Source organism: Streptomyces sulphureus DSM 40104, from assembly GCF_000381025.1.
Taxonomy (GTDB): Bacteria; Actinomycetota; Actinomycetes; order Streptomycetales; family Streptomycetaceae; genus Streptomyces; species Streptomyces sulphureus.
In genome coordinates this window covers 431,311-444,203 of sequence record NZ_KB905817.1, presented here as the reverse complement: position 1 = coordinate 444,203, position 12,893 = coordinate 431,311, and the positions used below count along the sequence as shown (strand labels likewise).

Genomic DNA, 12,893 nt, shown 5'->3' with positions numbered 1-12,893 from the left:
GTTCGACACCGTACGGGCGTGATGAGATAACCGCAATACCGATGCGCGGCAGTTGTCCGTATCGCCCCACAATGAACCCATGAAATTCCGTGTGGCGCCCCGCTGTTGCGCATGTCTCTGACTGACGCATCAGTCAGCCTCAACGCACGGCAGCGCAACGAGCGCCCCGCGCACACGGAACGGGCGGGTGGCCGACCTCAGGTCGGCCACCCGCCCGTCGGGGGAGGGCCCGTGCGCACCGCCCGGGGGATAGGCGGCGCCGCGCGGCCCGGCGGTACCGGTCTAGGACGCCGGCGCCGCCGCCTTTTCGGCCGGGGGCTCCGGACGCTCGTCGAGCAGCGGCCCCCCGCTCTTCCCCTGCTCCTCGGGAAGCTTCAGGAAGAAGGTGAGCGCGAGCGCGATCAGGTACAGCACCACGAAGGCGATCGTGACGCCCGCCGAGCCGAACCAGGGAAGGAAGAGGCTCGCGATGCCGGGGCCGACGAAGGTCGCGCCGCCCGCACCGAGGTTGAGGAGCGCCATCGAGCCGCCCTTGTTCTCCGGCGCCATGCTCGGCAGCAGCGCCGAGATCGGCACGAAGCCGGCGAGGGTCGCGCCGTAGAGCATGCCGACGATGATCGCCGCCCAGTAGTAGTCGGGGCCGAGCGCGACGGGGATGAAGTAGAGCAGCCCGACGCTGATGGCACAGCCGAAGGCGCCGAAGCCGGCGATCGTGGTGCGCCAGCCGATCTTGTCGGAGAGGGCGCCGAAGATCAGGTTGAAGAAGATGTTGGTGCCGTAGATGATCGACGTGAGCTGGAGCCACTCGCCCTGCTCGAAGCCGATGTCCTTGGTGAAGACGGTCGGCAGGAAGACGAACATGCCGAACTGCGGCGCCGTGTTGATGACGCGCACGAGGCAGCCGACGACGATGCGCGGGTGCGTCTTCACGATCGAGATGCTGTTCTTCAGCGAGTCCTTGGTGCTGACGTCCGCGGCGCTGACCCGGTCACCGCCGGCGCGCGCCTTGGCGCCGACGAGCGCGACGAGACCACCGACGACGATCAGCCCGAGCGCGGTCCACAGCGTGCCGAACTCACCGATCGGCGGGATCATCCAGCTCGCCCAGAGGGCGCCGAGGGTCGGCAGGCCGCCGGTGAACGCGAAGTAGAACCAGCCGACGGCGGTGCCGAGCCGCGCCTTGGCGGCGGTGCCGGTGATCCACACCAGGAAGCCGAAGGCGAAGAGCGGATACCCGAACCCGCGCAGGCCGTAGAAGACCAGCATCAGCGCGTAGTTCTGCGTACCGAGCGCGAAGACCAGGTACAGCACGTCGAAGACGACCCAGACGACGAGGCCGATCCACATCACCCGCCGCGGTCCCCACGACTCCGAGAGCGCCCCGGAGAACCAGGAGGCGAGCATCACGGCGATGCCGTAGACGGTGATGACGTAGCCGGCCTTCACGTCGGTGCCCGCGCCGTGGTCCGCCATGTATGGAGCGATGAACGCGCTCTCGACACCATCGCCGATCATGAACAGCAGAACGCCGATGTAGCCGAGCAGCAGGGGCTTGGGAATCCCTATCCGATCCAGCACTCCGGCTGGCGCCGCGGCTGTGTCCGCCATGGCGGTTCCTCCACTCTGAGGTGAACACTTGTTGCAAGTGGAGATACTCAACCCGGCCGACACAAATATCAAGAGGTCTGTTAAGAATCACAGAAACTTTTGTTAAGCGACCTCGGTGACGCGCACATCGGTGAGCTGTCGCATCTCGGCGAGGAGGTCCTTGTCGACGGGCCCGGTGAGGACCACGTGGTCGAAGCTGTCGACCCGGTCGAGGCGGTGGAGCGCGTTGCGCCCGACCTTGCTGCCGTCCATCAGCAGCACGCCCGTCGACGCCGCCTCCCGCATCGCGCGCTTGATCGCCACTATCTCCTGCTCCTGGTGGTAGGTCATGGTGGCGGTCATCGCCGACGTGGAGACGAGCGTGACGTCGACGGAGAAGCTCTCGATCATCTCCTGGGCCGAGAGCCCGAGCCAGGAGTCGTGCGTGCGCGAGTACTCGCCGCCGACGCTGATCAACCGGATGTCCTCGCAGCCGCGCAACTCCTCCGTGATCAGGCGGTAGTTGGTGACGACGGTCAGCGGGCCCACCTCGGGGAGTCTGGCGGCGAGCGCCAGCGCCGTGGTGGAGTCGTCGAGCATGAGGGACATGCCGGGGGAGAGGAAGTCGAGCGCCGCTTCGGCGAGCGCCCGCTTGTCCGCGGTGTGGGTGTGCAGGCGGAAGTCCGAGCTGGACTCGAAGACGGTGGACGGCTGGGCCGAGACGCCGCCGTGGTACTTGCGCAGTATCCCGCGGTCCGAGAGCTCCGTGATGTCCCGGTGGACGGTCATCACGCTGACGCCTGTGAGCTCGGTGAGCTCCGCCACCGTGGCGTCCCCGTGCTCCAACACGTAGTCGACGATGGTCTGCTGTCGCTTCTGGCGCGTGGCGCGTGCGGGCTGGGGCGTCATGTGACCATCCTGCCTGGTGTCGATCGGCTGCCGTCCGCGGTGTTGACGTCCGCGTCGCGGCGTACTGCCGTGTGACGGTGACGAATTGGCGGTCGGCCTGTGCGGTGTGCCCGGTGGCGCACCGCATCACGGTTCACAAAGCACACACAAGCTGTACCAGTCAAGCGGTGACAGATAACAGAACCAGTGTTAATTTACTGATACCGCGACGTTAAGGAGTACCGGCCGTGGCCGAAGCAGTGGTGTTTGACATGGACGGAGTGCTCGTCGAGAGCGAGCACCTCTGGGAGGAGGGCTGGGCGGCCTTCGCCGCCGAGCGCGGTGCCCGGTGGGGCGCGGAGCAGACCAAGAGCTGCCAGGGGATGAGCGCCCCGGAGTGGGCGACCTTCCTCACCGAGTTCGCCGGCGCGGGCGACTCCCCGGAGGACACCGAGCGCGCCGTCGTGGACGGCATGGTCGCGGCCCTGGAGGAGGGGCGCATCGAACTCCTCGACGGCGCGCGGGAGATGGTGACCGACGCGGCAGGGCTCGGCCCGATCGCGCTCGCCTCCTCCGCGCCCCGCAGGCTGATCGACGCCGTCCTCGTCCACCACGGCATCGACCACCACTTCAAGGCGACGGTCTCCAGCGCCGAGGTCCCCCGCGGCAAGCCGAGCCCGGACGTCTACCTCGCCGCTGCCGAGAAGCTCGGCGTCCCCGCGGCCGACTGCTGCGCCGTCGAGGACTCCAGCAACGGCCTGCGTGCCGCCGCCGCTGCCGGGATGCACGTCGTCGCCATCCCCAACCCGCAGTACCCGCCGGCCGAGGACGCGCTCGCCGGCGCCTCCTTCGCGGCCTCGGACCACGACTCCGTCCGCCGCCACCTGCTGTCCCAGCTCAAGGAAGGTGACAGGTCATGACCCGCGTCCTGGCCTCGGGTGACCACTTCATCACCCCCCAGCTCTTCGTCGACGCGCTCCGCGAGGCGGCGCCCGGCGCGGAACTGGAGTTCCGTACCCAGCTCACCGGTTGGCCCGTCGAGCCGTTCGGCCCGGTCGGCGGCGTGAAGGAGGCGAGCGGCACGGAGGAGCAACTCCTCGAAGCGCTCGGCGACTCCGAGATCGCGCTGATCCAGATGGCGCCGTTCACCGCCGACGTCATCAAGAAGTCCCCGCACCTGAAGCTGATCTCTGTCGCGCGCGGCGGCCCGGTCAACGTCGACGTCGCCGCCGCGACCGAGGCGGGCATCCCCGTCACCTTCACGCCGGGCCGGAACGCCGCTGCCGCCGCCGAGTTCGCCATCGGCCTGATGCTCGCCGCGATGCGCCGCATCCCCGTCTCCGACGGCGAGTTGAAGAAGGGCACCTGGCGCGGCGACTACTACAGGTACGAGAACGCCGGCATCGAGCTCGACGGCTCCACCGTCGGCCTCGTCGGCTACGGCGCGATCGGCTCGATCGTCGCGCGGGTGCTGCGCGCCTTCGGCGCACGGGTCCTCGTCCACGACCCCTACGCGGACAAGGACAAGGCCGCGGCCGACGGCGTCGAGCTCACCGCCCTCGACGACCTGCTGCGCCGCAGCTCCGTCGTGAGCCTCCACGCCCGGGCCACCCCCGAGACCAGGCACCTGCTCAACGGCGAGAACCTCGCGCTCCTCCCCGAGGGCGCCGTCCTCGTCAACTCCGCGCGCGGCGACCTCCTCGACTACGCGCCGCTGCCCGAGCTGCTGAAGTCGGGCCGCCTCGGCGCCCTGGCGCTCGACGTCTACGACATCGAACCCCCGCCGGCCGACTGGCCGTTGCACCAGGCCCCGAACGTCATCACCACCCCGCACCTGGCCGGCGCCACCCGCCAGACCGCGCACCGCGCCGCCGCCGTGACGGCCGGCGAGGCCGCCCGTTTCCTGCGCGGTGAACCGCTGCGCTTCGTCGCCAACCCCGAAGTGCTCCCCGGAGGTTCCTCCTCATGATCATCGGCGTCGACGTCGGTACCTCGGTGACCAAGGCACAGCTCATCTCGCGCGACGGGCGCACCTCGCCCGCGCACGAGGCGCGCAGCACCGTCTACACCCTGCCGGGCAACCGCGTCGAGCAGGATCTCGACGAGGTGGTCGGTACGGTCGTCACGGTCGTCAAGGCCGCCGTCGCCGACGCCGATGAGATGCGGCAGCGCGTCGGCAACCCGGAAGAGCCGATAGAGGCCCTCGCCCTCACCGGACAGGGCGACGGCCTCTGGCTCAGGGACGCCGAGAGCAGGCCCGTCGGCCGGGTGCTCTCCTGGATGGACGGCCGCGCCGCCGAGATCCTGGAGCGGTGGACGGCCGACGGCGTCGCGGCCGAGGTCCACAGGCGCACCGGAGCCGGGCTCTTCCCCGGCTCCGCCGCGCCCCTCCTCGCCCACCTCGCGAAGCACGAGCCGGAGCGCCTGGAGCGCGCGGCGGTCGCCGGGTACTGCGTCGACTCGATCGTCCACCGGTTCACCGGACGGATCACGGTCGACGCCTCCGAGGCGTCGCAGCCCTTCCTCGACGTCGCCGCGCGCACCTACGACGAGCGTGCGCTGGAGCTGACGGGGCTCACCGCGCACCGCCGGCTCCTCGCCGAGCCGGCGCCCCCCGGCACGCTCTTCCCCCTGCTCCCCGAGGTCGCGGCCGAGCTGGGGCTGCCGTCCGGACTCCCCGTCAGCGCGGGCCCGTTCGACATCCCGGCGTGCGGATTCGGCTCCGGGCTCAGCGAGCCGGGCGAGGGCAACCTCATCATCGGCACCACGCTCGCCAGCCAGGTGCTCAGCGACGACCCGACCCCGGCGGGCGAGGACGAGCCGGCGGGCATGCTGCTCGCCACCCCGTACGAGGGCCGGTACCTCAAGGTGATGCCGGCGATGATCGGCACCGCCGGGCTCGACTGGCTGCTGAAGATGCTCGGCCTCCGCGTCGAGGAGATCGACGCGCTCCTCGCGCAGTCGCCCGTCGGCGCGGGCGGCGTCACCGCGCTGCCCTTCATCTCGACCAGCGGCGAGCGCGCACCCTTCGTCGACGCCAACGCACGCGGCAGGTTCGACGGGCTCTCCCCGCTCACCACCCGTGCCGACCTCGTCCGTGCCCTCTGCGAGTCCGTCGCCTACTCGGCGCGGCACTGCCTGGAGACGCTCGGCTTCGACGGCTCCGTCACCGCCTGCGGAGGCGGGACCCGCTCCGGCGAGTGGGACCGCATCTTCGCCGGCGTCCTCGGCCGCGACGTGCACGTACGCGACGACGCCGTCGGGATACGCGGCGCCGCGCAGGTGGCCTGGGAGGCGCTCGGCCGCCCGGTCGACCCGGCCGAGTGGCACGCCGACCGCCGTACCGTGCGGGCCGATCCGCAGGCCGCGGAGGAGTACGAGCGGGGATACGCCGCCTACCTGAGCACCCTCAAGACCGCCCGCCAGAGCTGGTAACTGGAGCCCGACATGACCAGGCTGTTCAACGACCCGGCCCGCTTCACCGACGACATGGTCGCCGGCTTCGCAGCGGCCCACTCCGCGCACGTACGCGCCGTGCACGGCGGCGTCGTCCGCGCCGAGCGCCCGGCGAAGCCGAAGGTCGCCGTCCTCACCGGCGGCGGCTCGGGACACTACCCGGCGTTCTGCGGCGTGGTGGGTCCCGGCTTCGCCGACGGCTCGGTGATCGGCAACGTCTTCACCTCCCCGTCCGCGGCGCAGGCGCACTCCGTCGGCCGTGAAGCGGAGAGCGGTGCGGGCGTCCTCTTCCTCTTCGGCAACTACGCAGGGGACGTCATGAACTTCGGGCAGGCCGCCGAGCGCCTCGCGTCCGAGGGGATACCGGCGTCCACCTTCGCCGTCACCGACGACATCGCCTCGGCGCCCAAGGACGACCCGAGCAGGCGGCGCGGGATCGCCGGCGGGTTCGTCGTCTACAAGACGGCGTCGGCAGCGGCCGAGGAGGGCGCCCCGCTCGACGAGGTGGTCGCCGTCGCCGAGCGCACCAACGCGCGCACCCGCACCCTCGGTGTCGCCTTCGACGGCTGCACCCTGCCGGGCCAGAGCGAGCCGCTCTTCACCGTCCCCGCGGGCAAGCTCGGCCTCGGCCTCGGCATCCACGGCGAGCCGGGCGTCAGCGAGTCCGACCTCTCGACGGCCGAGGACCTCGCCCGCACCCTCGCCGAGGGCGTCCTCGACGAGCGCCCGGCCGACGCGGGCAACCGCGTCGCCGTGCTCCTCAACGGCCTCGGCTCCACCAAGTACGAGGAGCTGTACGTCCTTTGGGGCACGCTCTCGCGCCTCCTCGACGAGGCCGGACTCGAACTCGTCCGCCCCGAGGTGGGCGAGCTCGTCACCAGCCTCGACATGGCCGGCTGCTCGCTCACCGTCACCTGGCTCGACGAGGAGTTGGAGCGGTACTGGCTCGCGCCGACCGACACCCCCTCGTTCCGCCGCGGCGCGCTCACCGGCTCCGGTGAGCGCAGCGCCGTCGCGGCGCCCGCCACCGGTGCGTACGCGGGCGGGGCGGTCGAATCGGCGCCGGTCGCGCAGGCGGAGGGCGACGGCGTGCGGACGGCGGAGCGCGCCGTCGCAGCGCTGCGTGCGGCGCACGAGCTGCTCCACCGCGAGGAGGAGGCGCTCGGCCGCCTCGACGCGGTCGCCGGTGACGGCGACCACGGGCGCGGCATGTGCAAGGGCGTCGACGCGGCCCTCGCCGCCGCCGAGCAGGCGCAGGCGCAGGGCGCCGCCGCCGCGCCGCTCTTCGCCGCCGCGGGCGACGCCTGGGCGGCGGAGGCCGGCGGCACCTCGGGCGCGCTCTGGGGCGTCGGGCTCCGTGCCTTCGGCGCCGCGCTGCCCGCCGAACGGGCGCCCGAGGCAACCGAGTTGGCCAAGGGCGCGGAGGCCGCGCACGCGGCCGTGGCCCGGCTCGGCAAGGCGGAGCCGGGCGACAAGACCATGATCGACGCACTCCACCCGTTCGTGACGGCGTTCACCAGCGCCGTCGAGGCAGGTCGGCCGGCGGGCGAGGCGTACGGGGAGGCCGTCGAGACCGCGCGGAAGGCAGCGGAAGCGACGGCGGAGCTCAAGCCCCGCCTCGGCAGGGCCCGTCCGCTCGCCGAGCGCAGCGTCGGCACGCCCGACCCGGGCGCCACCTCGCTCGGCATGGTCCTCGGCGCCGTCGCGCAGTGCCTCGCCTGACGGCCGCACCGACCGCAACACCCGCACCACCACGCTCCCCGGAGGAAGAGATGAGCACCGAAACCGCCAACTCCGCGGTGGAGAAGCCTTTCCGCATCGTCGTCGGTTCGGACGACGCGGGGCTCACCTACAAGGAGGCCCTCAAGCAGGACCTCCAGGCGGACCCGCGGGTCGCCGAGGTCGTCGACGTCGGTGTCGGCGCCGACGAGCACACCGCCTACCCGCACGTCGCGGTCGAGGCGGCGCGGCGGGTCGCCGACGGCCGGGCCGACCGGGCGCTGCTCGTCTGCGGCACCGGGCTCGGCGTCGCGATCAGCGCCAACAAGGTGCCAGGCGTCCGCGCCGTCACCGCGCACGACGTCTACTCGGTGCAGCGCTCGGTCCTCAGCAACAACGCGCAGGTGCTCTGCTTCGGCGAGCGCGTCATAGGGCTGGAGCTTGCGCGGGCGCTCGCCGCCGAGTGGCTGGGGCTGCGCTTCGACGAGAGCTCGGCGTCGGCGGAGAAGGTCGCCGCGATCTCCGGCTACGAGAACTGCTGAACACTCCGACGCAGCAGGGGGCGTGCCCGCGAAGGGCGCGCCCCCTTCCTGCCTGCGGGCGCACAGGCAGGAGCCCCCGCCGCCGGCGGGGGCTCCTTGGGTACTGCGAGTCTGTGGTGCCCGGGCTACGGGCACGGGATGTGCGTGTGAGGCGAACAGCGCCGAGAGCTCCCGGCTCCTGCTGCTACTGCGCGATGACGTTCTCCGCCTGCGGACCCTTGGGGCCCTGGGTGACGTCGAAGGTCACGATCTGGTTCTCCTCGAGGGAGCGGAAACCAGTCGCGTTGATCGCGGAGTAGTGGACGAAGACATCGGGACCGCCGCCGTCCTGGGCGATGAAACCGAAGCCCTTTTCGGCGTTGAACCACTTGACGGTTCCGGTAGCCATAAGCCCTCCTTGGGCCTATAAGGGTTGCCCTGCTCCCAGAACCCGCAAGCAAGTCTCTGAAAACGACGAGAGCCCGCGGTCACATGCTCCGCAGGCTCTGTACTGCAAGGAAACCAAACTGCAACTTGGCGCCGAGCGTAGCACGGTGGGCCCGGCTCCGGAAGCCTCGACGATCACCGTCGGCGGCTCGGTGCGCCCCCTTCGGAAGCGCAGGTCACGGCCGCGGGACCGGAGGGGTGTCATCCGCTCGGCCACCCCTGCACGAGACCGTACAGAACTGGGCGTACTCTCCGGAGAGTGACAGCCCAGCCGAGCCAGCCCGGCCAGCCGACCCGTCGGCCCCGCGTCGGACACATCCAGTTCCTCAACTGCCTTCCCCTGTATTGGGGACTCGTCCACACCCACTCGATACTCGACCTGGACCTCACAAGGGACACCCCGGAGAAGCTGAGCGAGCAACTGGTCCGCGGCGAACTCGACATCGGCCCCGTCACCCTCGTCGAGTACCTTCGCCACGCCGACGAGCTCGTCGCGCTGCCCGACATCGCGGTCGGCTGCGACGGGCAGGTCATGTCGTGCGAGATCGTCTCGCGGGTGCCGCTGGAGGAGCTCGACGGCGCGAAGGTGGCTCTCGGCTCCACGTCGCGCACCTCGGTACGCCTCGCCCAACTGCTCCTCTCCGAGAGGTACGGCGTCGAGCCCGAGTACTACACATGCGCGCCCGACCTCGCGGCGATGCTCTCGGAGGCGCAGGCCGCCGTCGTCATCGGGGACTTGGGGCTGCGCGCCTACCTGGGCCACCTCCCCGAGGAGGGGCTGTACGTCCACGACCTCGGCGAGCTGTGGAAGGAGTGGACGGGGCTGCCGTTCGTCTTCGCCATCTGGGCCGCGCGCAAGGAGTACCTCGCGCAGGAGCCCGAGTCGGTGCACGCCGTGCACCGCGCCTTCCTCGACTCGCGCGACCTCTCGATGCGGGAGGTCGGCAAGGTCGCCGAGCACGCGGCGCGCTGGGAGATCTTCGACCCGGCCGTGCTGGAGCGGTACTTCACCACGCTCTATTTCCACCTCGGCGAGCGGCAGTTGGAGGGCGTCACGGAGTTCGCCCGCCGCGTCGGCCCCGACACCGGATTCCCCTCCGACGTGCGCGTGGAGCTGCTGCAACCCCGCGACTGACCGGCAACCGCGCGCGCCTGCCGACGGGTTGAGACGTCGGCAGGCGCCGGTGCGTACGCATGTGCGGAGCCCTTTCGTGTACCGCGCGGGCGAGGACCTAGGGTGTACGCAGACGCGAGGGGGAGTGCAGGCAGATGCAGCCGCTGGGAGCCGACGATCCGTCCGAGATCGGTCCGTACCGCCTCCTGCGCAGGCTCGGTGCCGGCGGGATGGGACGGGTCTACCTGGCGAGGTCGCAGAGCGGCCGTACCGTCGCCGTGAAGGTGGTGCACCCGCACTTCGCCGTCGACGAGCAGTTCCGCAGCCGCTTCAGGCGCGAGGTCGCCTCGGCGAGACGGGTCGCCGAGGCCGCGGGCGAGGACGAGTGGACGGCACCCGTCCTCGACGCCGACCCGGACGCCATGGTGCCGTGGGTCGCGACGGGGTACGTCGCGGGGCCGCCGCTGCACAACGCCGTCGACAAGGAAGGGCCGCTCCCCGAGGACACGGTGCGCACCATGGGCGCGCGGCTCGCCCGCGCGCTCCACCAGGTCCACGGGCTCAACCTCGTGCACCGCGACGTCAAGCCGTCGAACGTGCTGCTCACCCTCGACGGCCCGCGGCTCATCGACTTCGGCATCGCCCGGGCGACCGACGGCACCGCCTCGCTCACCGCGACGGGCGCCTCCATCGGCAGCCCCGGTTACATGTCGCCCGAGCAGGTGCTGGGGCGCACCGTCCTCGGCGCCTCCGACGTCTTCTCGCTCGGCGCCGTCCTCGCCTACGCGGCGCGGGGCGAACCGCCCTTCCCCGGCGACAGCTCCGCGACGCTGCTCTACCGCGTCGTGCACGAGGAGCCCGAACTCGACGGGCTCGAAGGCGAGTTGCACGAGATCGTCACCGCGTGCCTCGACAAGGAGGCCGACCGCAGGCCGGAGCCGGGCGAGCTCGCCGACCGCCTCGCGGGTGAGACCGGCGGGGGCGTCGGGCCCGTGCCCGGCGGGTGGCTGCCCGCGCCCCTCGTCGAGCAGGCGAGCCGGCACGCCGTGGCGCTGCTCAACCTCGAACTCCCCGACAGGGGCGGCCCTTCCACCGCCTCGGGCCCCGTCGCCTTCACGCACTCAGCCGAGGGCCCGGCCGTCGGCGCGGCGGCCGGTTCCGCGCCGGGTGCCGTGGCGCCCGGCTTCGGGCCGCCCGACCCGGCGTACGTCATGCGGCCCGAGTCCGGTCCGCAGCCGATGGCTGCGGGGGCGCCGCCCACCCCTGCGCCCTACGCGCCCGTGCCTCCGCGCTGGCCGGAGACGAAGGCCGAGCGGAAGCGGGCGGAGAAGAACCAGCGCCCGAAGAAGCGCAAGCGCGGGCGGATCGGGTGCCTCGTCCTCCTCGCCGTCTTCGGCGCGATCGTGCTGCCGGGCGGTGCCTCCCTTTTCTCCGTGCTGCCGGGCTGGGGCAGCGGCGGTGGAGGCAAGCCGCCGGGCGACAGCGTCGGCGACCAGGTGCCCGAAAGCTTCCTCGGCACCTGGAAGGGCAAGGTCACCACCCGCAGCGGAGCGCCGGGCGGCGAGCTGACGGTCACGTTCAAGCAGGGCGAGTACGGCGAGACCGTCGGCACGGGACGGGTCGAGCTGCGCGGCCTCGTCTGCGACGGCGAGTGGAAGCTGGTGACGTCCGAGAAGACGAAGCTCATCACCCGCGACCAGGCCGACAACGAGGACAAGCCGCTGTGCAGCGCGAGCAGTGATCCCGAGCACTTCGCACTCCGCGGCGGGGAGCTCCACTACTCCTCGATGGACGAGGCGGCCGGTACCCCCGAGGGGACGCTCACGAAGGCCCGTTGACGCTGGCGTACGCTGGACGGGTCCCGCAGGAGCCACCTTGGAAAGGGAAGCCGGTGCCGGAGAACGCAGACCTTACGGCGGTACTCGACCGCGCGGCCGCAGGCGGGCGCGTCACCCCCGAGGAGGCTCTGGAGCTCTACCGCCGCGCCCCGCTCCACGCACTCGGCTCCGCCGCCGACGCCGTCCGCCGCCGCCGGTACGCGGGAACCGAGCATCTGGCGACGTACATCATCGAGCGCAACATCAACTACACCAACGCGTGCGTGACGGCGTGCAAGTTCTGCGCCTTCTACGCCTCGCCCAAGAGCGACAAGGTGTGGACCCGCGACCTCGACGACATCCTCCGCCGCTGCGCCGAGACCGTCGAACTCGGCGGCACCCAGATCATGTTCCAGGGCGGCCACCACCCGGACTACGGCGTGGAGTACTACGAGGAGCACTTCTCCGCGATCAAGCGCGCCTACCCGCAGCTCGTGATCCACTCGCTGGGGGCCTCCGAGGTCGCGCACATGGCGAAGATCTCGGGCGTCGGCGTCGAGGAGGCGATCACCCGTATCCACGCGGCGGGGCTCGACTCGTTCGCGGGGGCCGGCGCCGAGCTCCTCCCGGCCCGTGCGCGGAACGCCATCGCGCCGCTGAAGGAGTCGGGCGAGCGGTGGCTGGAGATCATGGAGACGGCGCACGGCCTCGGCGTCGAGTCGACGACGACGATGCTGATGGGCACGGGCGAGACCAACGCCGAGCGGATCGAGCACATCCGGATGATCCGCGACGTGCAGGACCGCACCGGCGGCTTCCGCGCCTTCATCCCGTACACCTACCAGCCGGAGAACAACCACCTGAAGGGCCGCACCCAGGCGACGCTCTTCGAGTACCTCCGCATGATCGCTATCGCGCGGATCTTCCTCGACAACGTTCCGCACATTCAGGGCTCCTGGCTCACCACGGGCAAGGAGGCGGGCCAGCTCTCGCTCCACTACGGCGCCGACGACCTCGGCTCGGTGATGCTGGAGGAGAACGTCGTCTCGGCCGCGGGCGCCAAGCACCGCTCCGACCGCACCGAGCTGATGGACCTGATCCGCCAGGCCGACCGGGTGCCCGCCCAGCGCTCGACCACCTACGAGCACCTCGTCGTCCACGACGACCCCGCCAACGACCCGGTCGACGACCGTGCCGTCTCGCACCTCAGCTCCACCGCGATCGAGGGCGGCACGGCCCACCCGGAGCTCCGGCTCGTCGACGCGGGCTGACGCGCAGCCAGGCGTATCCCCGGGCGGAGGCGCGTACGGACCTCTCGCGGAGGGCGGGCGACGGTGCCGCTGG

At 71.6% G+C, this 12,893-nt stretch carries 11 protein-coding genes; 8 read left to right on the top strand and 3 right to left on the bottom strand.

Annotated elements, in window-relative coordinates; all coding sequences use genetic code 11:
* Positions 1-282: 282 nt before the first annotated feature.
* The gene (locus tag F603_RS32290; RefSeq protein ID WP_019547203.1) at positions 283-1,608 is read right to left on the bottom strand and encodes an MFS transporter; all 1,326 of its coding nucleotides are present in this window, start codon (positions 1,606-1,608) and stop codon (positions 283-285) included.
* A 102-nt stretch (positions 1,609-1,710) separates the two neighbouring features.
* The gene (locus F603_RS0117095; protein ID WP_019547202.1) at positions 1,711-2,496 is read right to left on the bottom strand and encodes a DeoR/GlpR family DNA-binding transcription regulator; all 786 of its coding nucleotides are present in this window, start codon (positions 2,494-2,496) and stop codon (positions 1,711-1,713) included.
* Between the two features lie 227 nt (positions 2,497-2,723).
* On the opposite strand from F603_RS0117095, the gene F603_RS0117090 reads away from it, so the two are divergent.
* Genes F603_RS0117090 through F603_RS0117070 form a run of 5 tightly spaced genes read left to right on the top strand, consistent with a single transcriptional unit; the run spans position 2,724 to position 8,192 of the window.
* Positions 2,724-3,395, top strand: a complete 672-nt coding sequence (locus tag F603_RS0117090; protein WP_026328490.1) for an HAD family hydrolase — start codon at positions 2,724-2,726, stop codon at positions 3,393-3,395.
* A complete protein-coding gene (locus F603_RS0117085; RefSeq protein WP_019547200.1) occupies positions 3,392-4,444 on the top strand; it encodes a 2-hydroxyacid dehydrogenase in 1,053 nt (350 codons plus the stop codon). The genes F603_RS0117090 and F603_RS0117085 overlap by 4 nt, the downstream gene beginning before the upstream one ends.
* Positions 4,441-5,910: an FGGY-family carbohydrate kinase gene (locus F603_RS0117080; RefSeq protein ID WP_019547199.1), complete on the top strand. Its 1,470-nt coding sequence runs from the start codon at positions 4,441-4,443 to the stop codon at positions 5,908-5,910. Before F603_RS0117085 ends, F603_RS0117080 begins: the two co-directional genes overlap by 4 nt.
* A 12-nt stretch (positions 5,911-5,922) precedes the next feature.
* Positions 5,923-7,653 (top strand): dihydroxyacetone kinase family protein, encoded by a 1,731-nt coding sequence (locus F603_RS0117075; RefSeq protein WP_019547198.1) that lies wholly within the window; start codon positions 5,923-5,925, stop codon positions 7,651-7,653.
* A gap of 50 nt (positions 7,654-7,703) precedes the next feature.
* The gene (locus tag F603_RS0117070; protein WP_019547197.1) at positions 7,704-8,192 is read left to right on the top strand and encodes a ribose-5-phosphate isomerase; all 489 of its coding nucleotides are present in this window, start codon (positions 7,704-7,706) and stop codon (positions 8,190-8,192) included.
* 184 nt (positions 8,193-8,376) lie between these two features.
* On the opposite strand, the gene F603_RS0117065 is transcribed toward F603_RS0117070, so the two are convergent.
* Positions 8,377-8,580, bottom strand: coding sequence for a cold-shock protein (locus tag F603_RS0117065; protein ID WP_016909527.1), 204 nt, complete (start codon positions 8,578-8,580; stop codon positions 8,377-8,379).
* A gap of 297 nt (positions 8,581-8,877) precedes the next feature.
* Between F603_RS0117065 and F603_RS0117060 the strand changes: the two genes are divergently transcribed.
* The 3 genes from F603_RS0117060 to mqnC all read left to right on the top strand — a co-directional run bounded on the left by F603_RS0117060 (position 8,878) and on the right by mqnC (position 12,820).
* Positions 8,878-9,753 carry a menaquinone biosynthetic enzyme MqnA/MqnD family protein gene (locus tag F603_RS0117060; protein WP_019547196.1) on the top strand — a complete coding sequence of 292 codons (876 nt, stop codon included), beginning with the start codon at positions 8,878-8,880 and terminating at the stop codon, positions 9,751-9,753.
* A 134-nt stretch (positions 9,754-9,887) separates the two neighbouring features.
* Positions 9,888-11,570 (top strand): serine/threonine-protein kinase, encoded by a 1,683-nt coding sequence (locus F603_RS0117055; protein ID WP_019547195.1) that lies wholly within the window; start codon positions 9,888-9,890, stop codon positions 11,568-11,570.
* 53 nt (positions 11,571-11,623) lie between these two features.
* Positions 11,624-12,820 (top strand): cyclic dehypoxanthinyl futalosine synthase, encoded by a 1,197-nt coding sequence (mqnC, locus tag F603_RS0117050; RefSeq protein ID WP_019547194.1) that lies wholly within the window; start codon positions 11,624-11,626, stop codon positions 12,818-12,820.
* Positions 12,821-12,893 lie beyond the last annotated feature (73 nt).

What these genes read in the sequence shown, in the direction of transcription:
- F603_RS32290 (WP_019547203.1), bottom strand. Translation starts at nt 1,608, where the DNA reads ATGGCGGACACAGCCGCGGCGCCAGCCGGAGTGCTGGATCGGATAGGG.
- F603_RS0117080 (WP_019547199.1), top strand. Translation starts at nt 4,441, where the DNA reads ATGATCATCGGCGTCGACGTCGGTACCTCGGTGACCAAGGCACAGCTC.
- F603_RS0117095 (WP_019547202.1), bottom strand. Translation starts at nt 2,496, where the DNA reads ATGACGCCCCAGCCCGCACGCGCCACGCGCCAGAAGCGACAGCAGACC.
- F603_RS0117055 (WP_019547195.1), top strand. Translation starts at nt 9,888, where the DNA reads ATGCAGCCGCTGGGAGCCGACGATCCGTCCGAGATCGGTCCGTACCGC.
- F603_RS0117070 (WP_019547197.1), top strand. Translation starts at nt 7,704, where the DNA reads ATGAGCACCGAAACCGCCAACTCCGCGGTGGAGAAGCCTTTCCGCATC.
- F603_RS0117065 (WP_016909527.1), bottom strand. Translation starts at nt 8,580, where the DNA reads ATGGCTACCGGAACCGTCAAGTGGTTCAACGCCGAAAAGGGCTTCGGT.
- F603_RS0117085 (WP_019547200.1), top strand. Translation starts at nt 3,392, where the DNA reads ATGACCCGCGTCCTGGCCTCGGGTGACCACTTCATCACCCCCCAGCTC.
- F603_RS0117075 (WP_019547198.1), top strand. Translation starts at nt 5,923, where the DNA reads ATGACCAGGCTGTTCAACGACCCGGCCCGCTTCACCGACGACATGGTC.